General features: G+C 56.5%; 20 protein-coding genes. 8 read left to right on the forward strand and 12 right to left on the reverse strand.

Features of this window, described 5'->3' with window-relative positions; translation table 11 throughout:
• Positions 1-876, reverse strand: a complete 876-nt coding sequence (locus tag AC2FIC_RS08530) for an alpha/beta fold hydrolase (RefSeq protein ID WP_496692398.1) — start codon at positions 874-876, stop codon at positions 1-3.
• A 110-nt stretch (positions 877-986) separates the two neighbouring features.
• Here AC2FIC_RS08530 and ppk2 point away from each other — a divergent pair, with 110 nt between their 5' ends.
• Positions 987-1,913 carry a polyphosphate kinase 2 gene (gene ppk2 / locus AC2FIC_RS08535; RefSeq protein ID WP_142632960.1) on the forward strand — a complete coding sequence of 309 codons (927 nt, stop codon included), beginning with the start codon at positions 987-989 and terminating at the stop codon, positions 1,911-1,913.
• Between the two features lie 104 nt (positions 1,914-2,017).
• On the forward strand, positions 2,018-3,382 hold the full coding sequence (locus AC2FIC_RS08540; RefSeq protein ID WP_496692397.1) for an MATE family efflux transporter: 1,365 nt from the start codon (positions 2,018-2,020) through the stop codon (positions 3,380-3,382).
• Positions 3,383-3,389: 7 nt separating this feature from the next.
• Here AC2FIC_RS08540 and AC2FIC_RS08545 read toward each other — a convergent pair whose 3' ends face one another.
• Both AC2FIC_RS08545 and AC2FIC_RS08550 read right to left on the reverse strand, forming a co-directional pair.
• Positions 3,390-3,791 (reverse strand): hypothetical protein, encoded by a 402-nt coding sequence (locus AC2FIC_RS08545; protein WP_271947903.1) that lies wholly within the window; start codon positions 3,789-3,791, stop codon positions 3,390-3,392.
• Positions 3,792-3,802: 11 nt separating this feature from the next.
• Positions 3,803-5,005: a pyridoxal phosphate-dependent aminotransferase gene (locus AC2FIC_RS08550; RefSeq protein WP_496692396.1), complete on the reverse strand. Its 1,203-nt coding sequence runs from the start codon at positions 5,003-5,005 to the stop codon at positions 3,803-3,805.
• A gap of 92 nt (positions 5,006-5,097) precedes the next feature.
• On the opposite strand from AC2FIC_RS08550, the gene AC2FIC_RS08555 reads away from it, so the two are divergent.
• From AC2FIC_RS08555 to AC2FIC_RS08565, 3 genes are all read left to right on the forward strand, one after another.
• Positions 5,098-5,487 (forward strand): helix-turn-helix domain-containing protein, encoded by a 390-nt coding sequence (locus AC2FIC_RS08555; protein ID WP_496692395.1) that lies wholly within the window; start codon positions 5,098-5,100, stop codon positions 5,485-5,487.
• Positions 5,488-5,519: 32 nt separating this feature from the next.
• Entirely contained in the window at positions 5,520-5,744 is a 225-nt protein-coding gene (locus AC2FIC_RS08560) for a succinate dehydrogenase assembly factor 2 (protein ID WP_282021852.1), read from the forward strand.
• Between the two features lie 77 nt (positions 5,745-5,821).
• Positions 5,822-6,319 carry a MarR family winged helix-turn-helix transcriptional regulator gene (locus tag AC2FIC_RS08565; RefSeq protein WP_496692394.1) on the forward strand — a complete coding sequence of 166 codons (498 nt, stop codon included), beginning with the start codon at positions 5,822-5,824 and terminating at the stop codon, positions 6,317-6,319.
• Here AC2FIC_RS08565 and AC2FIC_RS08570 read toward each other — a convergent pair.
• From AC2FIC_RS08570 to AC2FIC_RS08580, 3 genes are read right to left on the reverse strand one after another with little or no spacing between them, the layout of a single operon-like run.
• The gene (locus AC2FIC_RS08570; protein WP_496692393.1) at positions 6,313-7,041 is read right to left on the reverse strand and encodes a DUF1194 domain-containing protein; all 729 of its coding nucleotides are present in this window, start codon (positions 7,039-7,041) and stop codon (positions 6,313-6,315) included. The genes AC2FIC_RS08565 and AC2FIC_RS08570 overlap by 7 nt on opposite strands.
• A complete protein-coding gene (locus tag AC2FIC_RS08575) occupies positions 7,038-7,742 on the reverse strand; it encodes a DUF1194 domain-containing protein (protein WP_281994409.1) in 705 nt (234 codons plus the stop codon). Before AC2FIC_RS08575 ends, AC2FIC_RS08570 begins: the two co-directional genes overlap by 4 nt.
• Positions 7,739-8,167 (reverse strand): VOC family protein, encoded by a 429-nt coding sequence (locus tag AC2FIC_RS08580; protein WP_142632976.1) that lies wholly within the window; start codon positions 8,165-8,167, stop codon positions 7,739-7,741. Before AC2FIC_RS08580 ends, AC2FIC_RS08575 begins: the two co-directional genes overlap by 4 nt.
• Before the next feature lie 175 nt (positions 8,168-8,342).
• Here AC2FIC_RS08580 and thyX point away from each other — a divergent pair, with 175 nt between their 5' ends.
• On the forward strand, positions 8,343-9,254 hold the full coding sequence (gene thyX / locus AC2FIC_RS08585; RefSeq protein WP_142632978.1) for an FAD-dependent thymidylate synthase: 912 nt from the start codon (positions 8,343-8,345) through the stop codon (positions 9,252-9,254).
• Between the two features lie 435 nt (positions 9,255-9,689).
• On the opposite strand, the gene AC2FIC_RS08590 is transcribed toward thyX, so the two are convergent.
• Entirely contained in the window at positions 9,690-9,896 is a 207-nt protein-coding gene (locus AC2FIC_RS08590; RefSeq protein ID WP_142632979.1) for a cold-shock protein, read from the reverse strand.
• Positions 9,897-10,112: 216 nt separating this feature from the next.
• On the opposite strand from AC2FIC_RS08590, the gene AC2FIC_RS08595 reads away from it, so the two are divergent.
• Positions 10,113-10,430 (forward strand): ArsC/Spx/MgsR family protein, encoded by a 318-nt coding sequence (locus tag AC2FIC_RS08595; protein WP_496692461.1) that lies wholly within the window; start codon positions 10,113-10,115, stop codon positions 10,428-10,430.
• Positions 10,431-10,471: 41 nt separating this feature from the next.
• Positions 10,472-10,840: a hypothetical protein gene (locus AC2FIC_RS08600; RefSeq protein WP_142632981.1), complete on the forward strand. Its 369-nt coding sequence runs from the start codon at positions 10,472-10,474 to the stop codon at positions 10,838-10,840.
• Between the two features lies 1 nt (position 10,841).
• Here the strand turns inward: AC2FIC_RS08600 and AC2FIC_RS08605 are convergent, their stop codons facing one another.
• From AC2FIC_RS08605 to thrS, 5 genes are all read right to left on the reverse strand, one after another.
• Complete coding sequence (locus AC2FIC_RS08605; protein ID WP_496692392.1) at positions 10,842-11,360, reverse strand: hypothetical protein; 519 nt, start codon at positions 11,358-11,360, stop codon at positions 10,842-10,844.
• Complete coding sequence (locus AC2FIC_RS08610) at positions 11,357-12,118, reverse strand: HvfC/BufC family peptide modification chaperone (RefSeq protein WP_496692391.1); 762 nt, start codon at positions 12,116-12,118, stop codon at positions 11,357-11,359. The genes AC2FIC_RS08605 and AC2FIC_RS08610 overlap by 4 nt, the downstream gene beginning before the upstream one ends.
• Positions 12,115-12,972 carry an MNIO family bufferin maturase gene (gene bufB, locus AC2FIC_RS08615; RefSeq protein ID WP_271947879.1) on the reverse strand — a complete coding sequence of 286 codons (858 nt, stop codon included), beginning with the start codon at positions 12,970-12,972 and terminating at the stop codon, positions 12,115-12,117. Before bufB ends, AC2FIC_RS08610 begins: the two co-directional genes overlap by 4 nt.
• A 74-nt stretch (positions 12,973-13,046) precedes the next feature.
• Positions 13,047-13,349 carry a BufA1 family periplasmic bufferin-type metallophore gene (locus AC2FIC_RS08620; protein ID WP_142632987.1) on the reverse strand — a complete coding sequence of 101 codons (303 nt, stop codon included), beginning with the start codon at positions 13,347-13,349 and terminating at the stop codon, positions 13,047-13,049.
• A 221-nt stretch (positions 13,350-13,570) separates the two neighbouring features.
• Positions 13,571-15,529, reverse strand: a complete 1,959-nt coding sequence (thrS, locus tag AC2FIC_RS08625) for a threonine--tRNA ligase (protein ID WP_282027329.1) — start codon at positions 15,527-15,529, stop codon at positions 13,571-13,573.
• Positions 15,530-15,710: the final 181 nt, after the last annotated feature.

Here is a 15,710-nt window from a genome sequence, read left to right on the forward strand (position 1 = left end):
TCAGCCGTCTGTCCACTCGATAATTGCCTGTGCCATTGCTTCGGGCTTCTGGTGGTGTAACCAGTGATCTGTGCCCGGAATATCGACTCGTGTGAGGTCGGGCGCGAAATCTTCCAGACCGTCTGTCGTCTCGGGCAGCAGCGCTTTGTCATCGGAGCCCCATAGCAAAAGATGTGGGCAACGAACCATCAGCCGCTCGACCGGAAGCCGGGGCAGGTCTGTGCAGGGCTCGCCCGGTTTCGCCACAACCAGCGGAGAGGCCCGATACCAGTTCAGCATGGCATTCAGGCGACCGGGACGGGCCCATTCAGTGCGATAGTCCTCCATCCGGTCGTTGGACAGCCAGTCCAAGCCCATCCCGTGGCGAAAGAAACTTTCCAAGCGGGTAAAATTGTTCGCGGCAAAGTGTGTTGCGGCATCAGGGGCCCGTAGCGCGTTAATATATTGAGAGGCCGCGGATTGCGCGCCGCCCGATGCCATAGCCCGTTGGAAGGGCACCGGGTGAACGCCGTTTGCGATGATCAGGCGACCGACGAGATCTGGGCGGAACATGGCCAGGCCATAGGCGACCGCGGCGCCCCAGTCATGGCCCAGAACACTGATTGGCGTATCCAGAGCTTCGACAAGTGCGATCATATCCGAGACCAGCTCGGACGTGGCATATTGGCCGACACCCTCTGGTGCCCAGCTTTGGCCGTAACCGCGTTGATCAGGGGCAATGCAATGGAAATGAGATGCCAGATGTGGCGCCAGATCGGCCCATGCCCCACCATATTCCGGAAAGCCGTGTAGCATCAGCAAGGGTGGCAGGTCGGATGACCCCCAACGGCGAATATGAAACCTCTGGCCATTCAGGATCTGAAATCGGGTTTCCATGTTTATTGGCCTTTTCGCCGTATAAGTGAATTTGGTTTGACCCCAATCAAAGCGCGAAAGCTTCGGTTCTGCTAGCCGTTTTTTCGAACAGTGAAAAAAGGAGAATATGAATGGATGCAGCTGCGCAACCCGAGCAAAATCTACCACGTGTGAATGACGAAACACCTGTTGCAGGTGCTGTTTCCGAGCCAAGCCCGGAAAAGATCCGCAAGGCATTCGAAAGCGGAAGATATCCCTATCATCGCAAGATGCCCCGGCGGGTCTATGAGGCCGAGAAGGCCAAACTGCAGGCTGAGTTGCTTAAGGTTCAGCTGTGGGCGCAGGAAACCGGACAACGGTTCGTATTGCTGTTTGAAGGGCGCGATGCGGCTGGTAAGGGCGGTACAATCAAACGGTTTATGGAACACCTGAACCCCCGTCAGGCGCGCGTGGTCGCCCTTAACAAACCCACCTGGGAAGAAAAGGGTCAATGGTACTATCAGCGCTATGTGCACGAGCTTCCCACCGTTGGTGAAATGGTGTTCTACGACCGCTCTTGGTACAACCGCGCCGGGGTCGAGAGGGTGATGGGGTTCTGTTCTCCGAACGAGTACCTAGAGTTTATGCGCCAGACGCCAGAGCTTGAACGGATGTTGGTGAGGTCGGGAATTCAGCTTTACAAATACTGGTTTTCGGTCACGCAACCCGAACAACAGCGGCGGTTTCAAAGCCGTGAGACCGATCCGTTGAAGCAATGGAAACTATCTCCGATCGACAAGGCAAGCCTTGGCAAATGGGATGACTATACCGAGGCTAAAGAGGCGATGTTCTTTTATACAGACACCGCTGATGCGCCCTGGACTATCGTGAAATCGAATGACAAAAAACGCGCTCGTCTGAACTGTATGCGCCACTTTCTGTCGACACTTGATTACCCGGACAAGGATCACGGCATTGTTGGCGAGCCCGATCCTTTGATCGTGGGTCAGGCGCATCATGTGATCCACCGATCCGAGCATATTCTGGGCAACGCGCTGCATCCTGACGCCCGCTGCTAGGCCTAAGGTTCGGGGCAGGGCACCTGTCCCGGATCCATGTCTCACTCTGAAATTTCTCTGTTCCGGTCTTGTCCCGGCCTTTCCCCGGGCCTATGGCTGGTGGAATGAATAAGGTGATGACATATCAAGGCCATTTCCGTGCCATTGCCGTCCTGGGCCTGCCATTGGTTGGCGGGCATCTGGCGCAGTTCGCAATCGGTCTGACAGACACGATCATGCTTGGCTGGTACGGGGTCGAAGCTCTGGCGGCGGTCACGTTGGCCAGCAGCTTTTACTTTGTCCTGTTCCTGTTCGGGGGCGGGTTCGGTCTGGCCGTTATGCCAATGGTGGCAACAGCCGCTGCCGAAGACGATGAAACCAGCATTCGCCGTTCGACCCGCATGGGGCTCTGGTTGTCGTTGCTATATGCAGCAGTGGTAATGCCATTGCTGTGGTGGTCATACCCGATCTTGATCGCCACAGATCAGGATCCACAGGTGGCAGAAACTGCATCGGAATACCTGCGGGTTGCAGGCTGGGGTCTGTTCCCCGCTCTGGTGGTAATGGTCTTGAAGTCCTACCTTGCGGCGTTGGAGCGAACCCAGGTTGTTTTGTGGATCACTGTTGCAGCTGCGGTGGTGAACGGTCTGACCAACTATGCTTTGATCTTTGGCAACTGGGGTGCGCCTGAACTGGGCGTGATGGGCGCCGCTATCGCTTCGGTCGTGACGCAGACCGTGTCGTTAATTGCGGTTATCATCTATGCTGTAAAAGTTCTGCCCGAGCATAGCCTGTTCCAAAGGTTTTGGCGGCCCGACTGGGAGATGCTGCTGAGCGTTCTGAAGCTAGGCATACCCATCGGGCTGACCCTGCTGGCCGAAGTGTCTCTGTTCGCGATGTCGGCCCTTATGATGGGCTGGATCGGTCAGGTGCCGCTGGCGGCGCATGGGATCGCTCTGAACCTCGCCTCGGCGACATTCATGGTCCATCTGGGCCTGTCCAACGCCGCCACGATCCGGGCGGGCAATGCGCTTGGCCGCAAGGACCGCGCGCATCTGGAAAAAGGTGCCGTCGCCGTGACAGGGATGTCCCTTGTGGTGTCTATCCTGACAATCATCCTATTCCTGACCTGCGCCGAGCCTCTGATTTCCGTATTTGTGGAACCGCAGGATCCGAAACGCCCCGAGATTCTGGCCATAGGTACCGGATTGCTGGCCATGGCTGCGTTGTTCCAGCTGGTGGACGGCGCACAGGTGATCGCGTTGGGCCTTTTGCGCGGATTGCAGGATGCCAAGGTGCCAATGGTCATGGCGGGGCTAAGCTATTGGGTCGTCGGAATTCCGGCGTCCTACTATTTTGGGTTCATCCGCGGCATGGAGGGCGTCGGTGTCTGGTTGGGCCTTGTGCTGGGTCTTGCCTGTGCCGCCGTACTGTTGATGGCGCGCTTCTGGTTACGATCAGTGCGTATGATCGCTGAACCGGCAGCGTGAAGGCAAATTAGCCTTTGTTCAGCCGGTCGGCTTTCTTCCGAACCAATACGCTGCGCAGATCATGCATCGCCAGTAGTAGCCGGTCCGTAACGTCCTCGAGCTGTTGGTCAGTCGCTTTGGACTGGGCCCACTGTGTGGTTAGGTTCAGATAGTCCACCGCGCGGTGAATATCGTCGATATCGCGCTGCGCCAGAAGATCTTTACGTTCTGCCATCCAGCGCTCGATTTCGGCCTGATCCGCCTCAGTCAGAGCGCGCTGACCCTGCGGCTTCACCTCTCCGTTGCGGATGTTGATGACCGCGATCTGGTTCATTTCAATCCGACGTTGGCGGTTTTCCGTGTCGATCCGGAAAACCGCGGCACCGTTTTCGCGTATGCGGAAATAGTACTCAGGCAATTCGGCAGTCATAAGGTCTCCGATCAGGTCAGCGAAGCACAAAACCTCTGAATGCGCGTGCAGGCTTCGGTCAGCGCTTCATCTGACGTAGCATAGCTGACGCGGAAGTTGGGGGACAACCCAAACGCAGCGCCGAAGACGACTGCAACGTCAGCCTCTTCCAAAAGCGCGGTTGCGAAGGCTTCATCTGTGTCGATCAAAGTGCCAGCAGGCGTGGTCTTTCCGATCAACCCGGAAATGGAAGGGTAGACGTAAAACGCACCTTCAGGAGTTGGGCAGGTCACTCCTTCGATCTGGTTCAGCATGCTGATGACCAGATCACGGCGGCGTTTGAACGTTTCATTGTTCGGGGCCAGAAAGGACTGTGTACCGTTCAGCGCCTCTACCGCCGCCCATTGGCTGATCGAGCAGGGGTTCGAGGTCGATTGAGACTGAACCTTGCGCATTGCCGCAATCAATTCGGCAGGCCCTGCTGCAAAGCCAATCCGCCAGCCAGTCATCGCATAGGCTTTGGATACACCATTGCAGGTCAGGGTGCGGTCATAAAGCCTGGGCTCGACTTCTGCCGGTGTGCAGAATTCAAACCCGTCATAGGCCAGATGCTCGTACATATCATCTGTCATTACCCAAACATGCGGGTGCCTGATCAGGACATCGGTCAAAGCTCTCAATTCCGCCCGGCTATACCCTGCACCGGTTGGGTTGGACGGAGAGTTGAAGATGAACCATTTGGTCTTTGGTGTAATCGCTGCCTCAAGCTGTTCAGCGGTTAGTTTGAAACAGTTCTCCAAGGTCGTTTCAACTGTCACAGGCGTTCCGCCGGCCAGAAGAACCATATCGGGATAGCTGACCCAATAGGGCGCAGGTATGACCACCTCATCGCCCGCGTTCATGGTGGCCATCAGCGCGTTATACAACGTCTGCTTGCCACCGGTTCCGACTGAGATCTGAGCAGGCGTATAATCCAGTCCATGATCACGTTTCATCTTGGCGCAAACCGCCTGCTTCAGCTCTGGTATGCCATCGGGCGCGGTGTATTTGGTCTTTCCAGCGGCGATGGCCGCCACCGCAGCATCCTTGATGTTCTGGGGCGTGTCGAAATCTGGCTCTCCGGCGCTTAGGCCAATTACGTCTCGTCCGGCTGCCTTTAATTCGGCCGCCTTGGCTGTCATCGCGATTGTTGGAGATGGTTTTACGCGTGACAGTGTCGCAGACAGGAAACTCATGGTCGGCCTCAGTTTGTATGTTTAGCCTGACTGTCATAGGGTGCGCCCGAACGACGATCAAGCGATATAAAACAAGAGATTTGGAGACCCCGATGAACGACGAAAATGACTGGTACGGACCCGACGCGGCGACATTCGGCGACCGGCTGGCAGGGGCGCGTGAAGCAGCGGGGATGACGCAGGCACATCTGGCCCGCAGGCTGGGTGTCAAGAAGTCTACGATTGCCGCCTGGGAAAATGATCTGTCTGAGCCCCGGGCCAACCGACTGTCGATGATGGCAGGCATGATCAACGTTTCGATCATGTGGCTTCTCACCGGCGAGGGCGACGGGATGGACGCCCCTGTCGAGGCTGGAGAAAACGCACCTGACCTGGCCAGAATCGTATCCGAGCTTCGTTCAATCCGAGGCGAGATGCGCGCCAGCGCCGAGCGGGCTGCAAGGCTGGAGAAACGTGTGCGCATGATGCTGGAGGCGGAATAGTGGCCGAACCGCGCAATGTCAGGATCAAACGGATGAAAATGCGTTCCATGCGACGCGGCATCAAAGAGATGGATCTGATTCTGGCTGCCTATGCAGACCGCAATCTGGACTCCATGGATGCAACAGGGCTGGATGTTTACGACGCCCTGTTGCACGAGAATGATCAGGACCTGTATCAATGGGTCACCGGTCAGGTCCTGCCACCTACCCAATTCTCGGACCTTGTTTCCGAAATTGCACAAACCTTTCAAAAATAAAGATTATCCGGCTTAACTGATTTTTCGGCTTTTCGCTTCATTCTGCCTGAAACTGCGCGAATGAATCGGAGGATCGTATGAGTTTGGAAATGCAGGTCTCCGCGCCGGGGGTCAAAGGCTTCATGACCAGCTATCTTGAGGCACTTGCTCTGGTTGAGCGGCTTCATCGTTTGTTGTTGGACGTCATCAAAGATGAGTTTGAACGGGTCGGTGTTCTTGAGATCAACGCGGTTCAAGCGTTGCTTTTGTTCAATATCGGAGATCATGAGGTTACCGCTGGTGAATTGAAAAGCCGCGGCTACTATCAAGGCAGCAATGTCAGCTACAACCTCAAAAAATTGGTCGAGATGGGGTATATGCACCACCAGCGTTGCGAAATAGACCGCCGTTCGGTGCGTGTCCGGTTAACGCCACAGGGCCGGGAAATCCGCGATATCGTCTCCGAGCTGTTTTCGAGACATGCCGAAGGCCTACAATCGCGCGGCGTTCTTAGACAGGAAGGGATCGAGGACATTACCGGAGCATTGCGGCGGGTAGAACGGTATTGGACGGATCAGATCCGCTATATCTACTGATGCTTGGTCGGCCTCTGTCCCGCATCCGATAGGGTCAGGCCTTCAAGTTCGCGGATCAGTTTACGGGTCATTGCTTCTTCGTAATCGTCAAAGCCCAGAGCAACCTCAACAAAGGCGCCGGGGCCAAGGATGACCCATGCTTTGAAATAGGCCAGCAGCTCTCCGACCTGAACATAGCGGGTGCTACCGATGTCAGGGTCGTCGGCACCGATGACCAGTCCATTGATCGTGATACCGTCGCCAGAGAGCGTCTGTTTCGCATTTCTTGGATGCAGGCCGATATTGTGCTTTCCGTCCCCCGACAGATCCAATGTCCGCTTCCAGCAATCGGGTTTCTGGCCCAAAAGCTCGGCACCGAACAGCATGGCGGACCCGACGGCGGTTCCTTGCGGAGCGCCGCTGCGTTTCACATGGTCGAGCAGGGTGGCTATGCGCTCCAGATCGAGGTCCGATTGTACTGCGGTCCAGCTCAATAACAGGCGTTGGTGGCCGGGTTCGCTCCACTCATAAATCGCGATGTGTACCGGGTTTGCTGCGTCTGAAAGAAAGAGTTGCTTAATCTCGGGCCTGCGCAAAGCACCTGCCAAGCCGCCAAGCTGCAACCGGTATTCCGAGCTGTCGACTGATCCCGACACATCCAGGCCCAAAGCCAAAGCATGGCGGCATTCTGATGCCGCAGAGGTGGCCAATATGCTGACTATCGTTGCAAGCGCACGTATCATCGCTGGCCGGGGCCCGACAATGCGCCGATCTGCATACCTTTTAGTTCGCGTTCAAGTTTGCGCCGCATGGCGCGTTCGAAATCCTGGAACCCGTCGGCGATTTCCAGAAACGCGCCGGGGCCGTACAGGACATTGTTTTCAAAGAAGGGAATCAGGTACAGCTCGCCTTCGAAGTCGGCGGCATTAATGACCAGGCCATTCACAATCGTATTCTCAAAGGGAAAATGCCGATAGGCGGAATCCGGGCCATATCCATCGTTGTTCGAACCGTCACCTGACAGATCAATGGTTTGAAAAAGACATGTCGGGGCCTGCTGCATCAGCGTCGCCCCAAAGGCTAGCGCATACCCCATCGCCGTGGCCGAGTCGCTGTCTGATCGGACCGATTGCTGTATCGTGGTCGCTGCCACCAGCAAATCGGTCTGCGTGTTGATCATCGTCCAGCCCAGTATGATGTGCTGAACGTCCCGGCCGCTCCATTCATAAACAGCCAGCGCGACCGGCATCGACGAGGAAAAGAAGGCCTCGGTCACCTCGGGGGCAACCAACGCTGCGGCAAGGCCCTGCCTTTGCAGCGCGTCCTCTTCTGCGCTTACCGATGTTGAAATGTCCATTGCCAGCGCAAGCGCAAGGCGGCAGGGCTCGGCCCGCAGGGGGCTGGCTAAAAAGGCTAGGCCCAGTGTGATCAACCAGCGGATCACCAGTGCCCGGTGCTTTCCATGCTGGCCCAGGGTTCGGCCGGTTCCAGCGCATCACCGTTTTGTAGCAACTCTACCGAGATATTGTCGGGTGACCTGACAAACGCCATTCGGCCGTCGCGTGGTGGCCGGTTGATCACGACTCCATTGTCCTGCAGGTGCTGACAGGTTTCATAAATATTGTCGACTCCATAGGCGAGATGGCCGAAATGGCGGCTGTCGTTGGGCAGATCGTCATCCCCATCCCAGTTATAGGTCAACTCGATTGGTCGATCCTCTTGCCCAGCGGGAGCCATGAAGATCAGAGAAAACCGCCCCTGTTCGCTGTCATAGCGGCGTGTTTCCTTAAGACCCAGCAACTTGTAAAACGCCATGGATTTGTCCAGGTCCTTCACGCGAACCATGGTGTGGAGGTAAGTGAGCCCCATTGCGGGTTCCTTTCTGTTCAGGTGATGCCCTGCACCTTAGCGCGCGTACATCACGTGTCGAGAGGCCGCACGGACACAATTCTGAATATGCAAATGTGGGCGCACATATCGCGGTTCCTGTCTTTTGATTGGCGATATATAGTGGCAGGCGACTCATTGCTGGAAAGGAAATTTCATGCCGCTGTCCTCTGACCAACTGGGCGAGATCGAAGCGCAACGGGCGCAATCGCATCCAACACGCCGTGTTGTAGCTGCGGGGATGGAGGAACATCTGTACACGGCGCATCAGGTTCTGGACCACGGTTTTGTGCGCGTGATCGACTATATGGGTGATGACGCTGCGATTTGTCAGGCCGCACGCGTGTCCTATGGCAAGGGCACCAAATCAGTGCAAAATGACGAAGGGTTGATCCGCTATCTGATGCGGCACTGGCACTCGACCCCGTTTGAGATGTGCGAGATAAAGTTGCACGTCAAGTTACCGGTTTTTGTCGCGCGACAGTGGATTCGGCACCGGACGGCGAATGTGAATGAATATTCGGCGCGCTATTCGATTTTGGACCGTGAATTCTATATCCCGGCACCCGAGCACGTGTCCGCGCAGTCCGAGATCAACAATCAGGGTCGCGGCGATACGTTGCAGGGCGAAGAAGCCGCGCGCGTCCTTGAGATATTGAAAGCTGACAGCGCGCGTTGTTATGACAATTACGAGGCGATGATGGGTCAGGACGGGCAGCAAGGGCTTGCGCGTGAACTGGCGCGGATGAACCTTCCGGCGAATATCTACACGCAATGGTACTGGAAGGTTGACCTGCACAACCTGTTCCACTTCCTGCGTCTGCGCGCGGATCCTCATGCCCAATACGAAATTCGTGTTTACGCCGATGCCATGTGCAAGATCGTCGCTGATTGGGTGCCGGCCGCCTATAAGGCGTTTGAAGATTACCGCTTGGGTGCGGTCAATCTTTCCGCGCAGATGGTCGACAGCCTGCGTCGGATGTTGGCCGGAGAGACGGTCACGCAGGAAAACTCGGGCATGACCGGGCGGGAATGGCGTGAGTTCGAGGCGATCATCAAGGAAAGCTGAGTGCGCTTGCCGTCTGTCTATACGGGGCGTCATGAAATGGTTGCGATCGTTTCATGACACTTTCAGTTTTGATCAAAACCGGTTGTCTGACCCTGTTCCTACCTCGCGTGGCACATGCCGAGTCCCCCCATCGTCGATGGTGATTTGCGAACCCACGGCTACATGCACCAAAAACTTGCGCTCCAGTTCACCTCTGAGCGGGCAAGAGCCGGGATGTGCGATCCTGAACAACTGATGGAAGTGTGGACTAGATAATCCGGCAACTGGACGATGGTGGTCACTTATGCGACCAGTACGTCCTGTATCGTGCCATGTGGCAAAATTGAACCACGCGCCCCGAAAGCAGCAGGGCGCCAGAATAGGCACATCACTTTCGATGGCCAACGGCCTGAAATTGGCCGTTGTCCTGATTTTCGTACCCGCAGTAACGGGATTTTACAGTGGCTTCAAATCTGAAGCCATTTGTCGGCCGTCACGTCCGTCTTCCAGTTCGTAAGCGACCTTCTGATTGTCAGCGAGTCCGGTAAGACCAGATCTTTCAACGGCCGAGATGTGAACAAATACGTCCTTGCCGCCTTCATCAGGGGCAATAAACCCATAGCCTTTGGTGGTATTGAACCATTTCACGGTGCCAGTTGGCATTTCCCGTGTCTCCTTCTACTTGCACGTTGTCCCACAAAATTGGTGGGGGTAGCGATTGACGTAACCGCAACACATCACCGTCTCGTCCACACGACACGGCCCGAATTACGTGTTTCGTCTTTTTCAACATTGCACGGTGAAGTAAAAAATCAAGAAATACCGGAATACACTGGCGAATTTGCCCATTATCAAGATCGAAACAGGAGCAGCCCGAAAATGCGCGTATATGGATTGAAGACTTGCGATACTTGCCGTAAGGCTATGAAATCGCTTGAGGGTTCGGATTTTATCGATGTTCGCGCGCAAGGTGTGCCGGATGCGGTACTGGCGCAGGCCCTAAAACGTTTCGGCGAGGCTTTGCTCAATACCAGGTCGACAACGTGGCGCGGGTTGGATGCAGAGCAGCGCAAAAAAGAGCCGCTGGAACTCTTGCAGGAACACCCAACCTTAATGAAGCGACCGCTTGTTGAGAAAGACGGTGCACTTTATCTGGGCTGGACGGCTGAAACGCAGGCAGCCCTTGGCGTTGGCTGAGTGGGTACTTATGTGGTTGGTCGCAAGCTAGAGGGTTCTAAATGCGTAACGCAGCGATGATTTTAGGGGTAGTTGCCGGTCTGATCGGCATGTTGGTCGGGTTTGTTGGCTATGGATATGTCGAGTTGATCGACAGGTTTGGCGAAATCGACGGGATCGCCGAGCAGGTGGACAATGCGCAGTTGATCCGAACCGCGGCGATCCTTGCGCCTTTATTGGCTATTGCGGGCGGGGCGATGGCACATGCCCGCGCTCTGATTGGTGGCGTGTTGCTGCTGATTTCTGCGGCTGGGATGTATTATGCGTTCGGGTTCAATGTGTTCACCATGTTCCCGGTCGCCTTTGCCGCCGTGGCGGGTCTCCTTGGGCTGGCCGCGGGTAAACCGGACGAGCCCAAGGCACATTTCTGAGTTACTTCAGGCGCAGGATGCGATCGATCGAGATCGGGCCTGCGCCGTTTATCGCGATGACCAGAAGCAGGAAAGTCCACATCACGCGCTGATCCATCAAGGTAAGTGCGTTGTCGAACAGGCCTCCCAATTTGACGCCATGACCGGTCACGTCGACAATGGTCTGGACCCAAACAAACCCAATCATCCCAAGGGCTGCCACCCGGGTCAGCAGGCCGACCAGCAACAAGGCTGGCAGGACAAATTCGGCGACTGTTCCCAGAAAGATTACGACGCGTTGGAAAAAAGTCATCTGGGTTACGTCATAAAGTACGGCCTCTGCCGCTTTGGGGAAAATCTGCCCAAACGCCCCCGCTGACGGAGAGAAAATCGACCCGTCGATTTTCAGGGTGGCTGAGTTCCAGTAGTAGACAAGCAACACGGCAACAAAGACAAGACGCGCCAGGGTTGGTGTCAGCCAGTTGGCCGAGCTGTCGATCCGTCCCAGGACGTTGTTATGAAGAGAGATCAGGGCAGTCATGTTGCCAGCCTTTCAATAGTCACAGAAGTGATAGCGCCGCCCTGTAACAGCAGCGCCAGAGTGGCCCCAAGATCAAAATCCGGGGTGGTTTCGGTAGTGTTTTCAAATGTCTGTCCGATTGTGTTTCCGGCCTGCATCGCGGCGATCCAACCCGCCCCGCCTTGCGGCAGGGCCTGAGGAACAGGATCATATTCGCGGCGCGTGATCAGGGTATCTTCAGCACCAGCTTGGGGTTTCGGTGCGCCGTCTTCGGTATTGAACCGCCATATCGAAAAGATGGGCCAGTCCGAGCGCAAGATCTGCATCGAAGGTGCGAATTCCAATCGGGCCCGGAACAGATCTTCGGGTGGCACGGCTAACGCGTCGTCCGACGCTGGCACGCTGTCCGCCGCGTGGTAAGATCGGCGAAGGGCCAGCTCCAGTCGCGCCACATCGGGCAGGTACCCGATATGCGACAGCTGATCCATCCCGGCCAGGAAATCCGGAAACGCTTCGCCATAGAACATCATCAACGGCGAGGTTGGTGGGTGGCTGCGCAGAAAAAGCCCGGCCAACCCGTCCATGTTTTGCGAACCCAGCAACTTGGCGATCACCGGGAAGGCCTGATGCATGGCTTCGGTCAGCGAAACGGCAACATTGTTGCGATAAACACTGAAACGCCGTCCCGCCGGCTGATCCGACGCGTCCACAAGGCCCTCAGGCACCGACATGGCTGGATCCAGCAAAGCCAGGTGAAACTCTTCTTGCGACACGCTCATGCTGGAATGCGGTCCAGTGCCGCTTGGGCGCGATCGGCTTCGGTACGCAAGACAGGCCAATCAGGGACGTCTGTATCCCATTCCACAAGAACAGGTTTTGGTCCCGATTGTTCAAGCACATAGTTCAGAAGCGCCCAAACCGGATCAACCACTTCTCGCCCGTGGCTATCGATCAGCAAGGGAAGCCCGTGGTCGTCTTCATCCTCATCATGCCCGCCAAGGTGGATCTCACCGACTTTGTCCAGCGGATAGGCGTCGATATAGCTCTGCGGTGAGAAGTCGAGATTTGTCGCCGATACGAAAACGTTATTCACATCCAGCAAGAGCCCGCATCCGGTGCGGCCCGAAATTTCGCGCAGGAAGTCGGGTTCGGACCACGTGCTTTCATCAAATGCTAGATAGCTTGACGGGTTTTCAAGTAGCATCTGTCGCCCAACGACATTCTGAACTTGGTCGATATGATCGCAAATCCGTGCAAGGGTTGCGTCGGTATAGGGCAGGGGCAACAGATCATTCAGGAAGTGACTGTCATGTGTCGACCAGGCCAGATGTTCGGAAAAGCTGGCGGGGTTGAGCCAGCCGACGAGGTGTTTCAAACGGGCCAGGTGGTCGGTATCCAGCGGGCCTTCACTGCCGATGGACAGGCCAACGCCGTGGACGGAAATCGGGAAGTGTTCCGACAAGTGCCGCAGCTGTGCCAGCGGGCGGCCACCATCGCCCATGTAATTCTCGGCGTGGATTTCCAGCCATGCGACCGGTTGCGGGTGATCCAGAATCTGCTGGAAATGCTGAGGCTTATAGCCGACGCCTGGTGCCGCAGGCAGCCTGTTCGATCGGATTGTGCTGTCCAGCATCTGGTAACCTCGCGGTCTTGAAAAAAGAGGCGGGCGATTCTTGCCCGCCCCTCAGATTTGGCAAAAACTCAGGCTTATGCCGGCAGGTCGCGCTCCAGCGGCTCGAGCGATCCCTTGCGGGCAGCGCCGTCAGCTGACTGAGGCAGGTCGATATCGGCGCAGGTGCCGGCATCTACCAGCGTCCAGGCATTGCCCTGATAATCAACAGTCGAGGTGCCCGCGCACGTGGTGCCAGGACCGGCGGCACAATCGTTCTGACCGGCCAGAGAAACGCCATAGCACTTTTCTTTGGCTTGTGCGGATGCGGTTGTGGCCATGCCTGAAACGGCTGCGGCTACGGCGCTTGCGATGACAAGGGATTTAGCGGTGTTCGACATCTCGGTTATCCTTTTGATGACTGCGTATGTCTGTGTTCGACAATGACAAAGGTAATGGGTTGCAGGTCACAGTTGAATTCACGAGCCTGTGTCTCACGAGCCCGTCAATGACTGTCATGACATCTTGCAAACTAATAGTTTGTTTTAGAAGAGATAAAACGCAAATGTTTCAATCCGGCCCCTCAGGGGGGGCCGGATTTTGTGCAATTTGCCGCTGATTGTTACAGCAGGTCGGGCGGCGTAGCGGCCCGCGACAGTTCATTTGTTACAGCCTCAAGCGGCTGCACTTGTGTCTGTTTCTCACCAAGACGACGGACACTGACTGTGCGGTCCTCAACTTCACGGTGACCGACGGCCAGAATGACCGGAACTTTGCCGACCGAGTGTTCACGAACCTTATAGTTGATCTTTTCGTTGCGGATGTCCGCCTCGGCTCGGATACCTGCGGCCTTGAGTGTCTCAACCACTTCCTGCACGTAACCGTCAGCCTCGGAGGTGATCGAAGCGACCACGACCTGACGCGGGGCCAGCCAGAAGGGCAATTTGCCCGCGTGTTCTTCGATCAGGATGCCGATGAACCGTTCGAACGAACCCAGCGTTGCACGATGCAGCATGAAGGGGCGGTGCTTCGATCCGTCCGCGCCAATGAAATTGGCGTCCAGCCTCTCGGGCAGGTTGGGGTCCACCTGAAGGGTGCCGCATTGCCAAGTACGGCCGATCGCGTCGGTCAGGGTGAATTCAAGCTTGGGTCCGTAGAAGGCGCCTTCGCCTTCGAGAAGCTCATAGTCGTATCCTGCGGCCTTGCAGGCGTCACCCAGGGCTTTTTCGACCAGATCCCAGCTTTCATCCGACCCGATGCGCTTTTCCGGGCGCGTCGAGAGCTTGATGGTCCAATCATGGAAACCGAGATCGGCATAGACCTTCGACAGAAACGCGATGAATTTTGCAGTTTCAGATTCGATCTGATCTTCGGCGCAGAAGATATGCCCATCGTCCTGGGTAAAGCCGCGCACCCGCATGATACCATGCAGCGCGCCAGAGGGTTCGTACCGCGCGCAAGACCCGAACTCGGCCATGCGCAGAGGCAGATCGCGATAGGATTTCAGACCCTGATTGAACACCTGCACGTGGCAGGGACAATTCATCGGCTTCAGGGCGTTCACGGCCTTTTCACGGGCATGTTCCTCGTCGACTTCGACGATGAACATGTTTTCCTGATACTTGTCCCAGTGGCCCGAGGCTTCCCACAATTTGCGGTCAACAACCTGCGGTGTGTTGACTTCGACATAGCCGTCACGCTCCTGCATGCGGCGCATATAGTCCTGCAGGGTGGTATAGATCTTCCAGCCATTCGGATGCCAGAAGATCTGGCCGGGAGCTTCTTCCTGCATGTGGAACAGGTTCATTTCGCGGCCCAGCTTGCGATGGTCACGCTTGGCAGCCTCTTCCAGCATGTGCAGGTGCGCTTTCAGCTTTTCCTTGCCGGTAAAAGCCACGCCATAGATGCGTTGCAGCATCGCGCGGTCGCTGTCACCGCGCCAATAGGCCCCGGCGATGGACATCAGCTTGAACGCATCGCCCGGAACCTGGCCGGTATGCTGAAGGTGCGGGCCACGGCACAGGTCCTGCCAGTCGCCATGCCAGTACATGCGCAACGGCTCGTCGCCCGGGATGGCGTCGATCAATTCGACCTTATAGGGCTCGTTGTTTTCGGTGTAGAAATCAATCGCGCGCTGACGGTCCCAGACCTCGGTGGTCACGGTGTCGCGCTTGTTGATGATTTCCTTCATCTTTTTCTCAATCGCGCCGAGATCTTCGGGCGTAAATGGCTCGGCCCGGTCGAAATCGTAGTACCAGCCGTTTTCGATGACGGGGCCGATGGTGACTTTAGTGTCGGGCCAGATTTCCTGCACGGCGCGGGCCATGATATGGGCGAGGTCGTGGCGGATCAGCTCGTTTGCCTGATCTTCATCTTTCATGGTGTGCAGGGCGATTTCGGCATCAGATTCAATGGGCCATTGCAGATCCCAATGCTGGCCATTCACCGTGGCTGAAATGGCCTTTTTGGCCAGTGAGGTCGAGATGTCGGCGGCCACCTGCGCAGGGGTTACACCCACGTCATAGGATCGTGCATTGCCGTCAGGAAAAGTGAGAGAGATTGACTGTGCGTCCAAGGCCATGGCTGGCTCTCCTCGTCGGTTTGGCGCCCACTGAACGCCCGGTTGCGGGTTATGTTGTGTTCGCTTCATTTGTCAGGTGGGGGTGAACCTGTCAAGGGCCGGCGCGAGGGGCCGGCCCCTCGCGCTCCCCGAGGTATTTTTGGCCAGATGAAGGGGGATCTTGGAATTGCACTTGGGGGTG

The sequence above is a fragment of the Ruegeria sp. CDSC079 genome (genome assembly GCF_059610505.1).